The organism is Hymenobacter agri, from assembly GCF_054778495.1.
Map to the genome: position 1 here is coordinate 1 of NZ_BAAGZM010001062.1, position 917 is coordinate 917.

The 917-nt window shown below is 61.6% G+C and carries 1 protein-coding gene; it reads right to left on the reverse strand.

Going from position 1 to position 917, the window contains the following annotated elements; genetic code table 11:
• Positions 1-777, reverse strand: a 777-nt coding sequence (locus ACYVDE_RS24465; protein ID WP_460504125.1) for a hypothetical protein, incomplete at its 3' end; no start/stop codon positions are given.
• Positions 778-917: the final 140 nt, after the last annotated feature.

Consider the following 917-nt stretch of genomic DNA (forward strand, 5'->3'; position numbering starts at 1 on the left):
GGGCGGCGTCGTGCGCTGGGCGGCTTGCCAGTCCAGGTACTTGCGCGCCGTCCCGTCGTTCTCGACGCCCGACCAGTCGCCCTGGATGGCGGCCTCGAGCATTTCCAGCGCGAAGGCCTCGGGGTACTTGCCCAGCTTCGAGAGCATGAGCGCAAACGCCGAGAGCGGCTTCTTCGCCTGCTTGGGGCCGGCCCGGAACGTGGCCCAGCGCTGGGCAAAGACGTCGCCGGGGTGGGGCAGGAGCAGGGCCGCTACCTCGTCGGCACTGGCCTTGGGCTTTTTCGGGCTGCGCGCCGGCTTGGCGGGCAAGGGGTCGGGAGGGGGTGGGGAAACAGCTGACAAAACCGGAGTGGGCGGGGCGGCGTCAGCCGCGCGTTCTTCCTGGTTTAGTTTATGTTTATTAATGTCTGGAGGATTTTCGCCGGAAAGGCTGTCGCATTCACTGCCGGATTCACTGCCGCTTTTACTGTCGCATTCCTCCCGATTGGGCTGGAGATTTTCCAGTAAAAGCAATTTGTAGGTCGAAGGTGAACGTTTGACACCGGGCGTAAAATCAATCAGGCCATGCTGCTTGAGTCGGTTGCGAGCCGTAATCAGCGGTTTCTCCGAAACCCCGATGGTCGCACAGATAAGCTGGTTGGATTGCTGAAAAGGATTCTTCCAGTTGCGGCCGTTCGAGATATCTAGCAGGTAGAAATACAAGTCGGCCTCGGTACTCGAAAAAGTCACTTCCCGACGCAATTGCCAGAATTGATTGATGAGCGCGATGTAGTTCATGGGAACCAGCTCGCTTAGGCGGCGAGGGCCGCAAGGGGGGCGGCTGGCGCGAAGGAGAGGGCCGACACCGGAGCGACCGGTACCGGTGCGTAGTGGGCTGCGTCGCGGGCGGTACGAATAGCCGCCGCGGCTACTTCGGC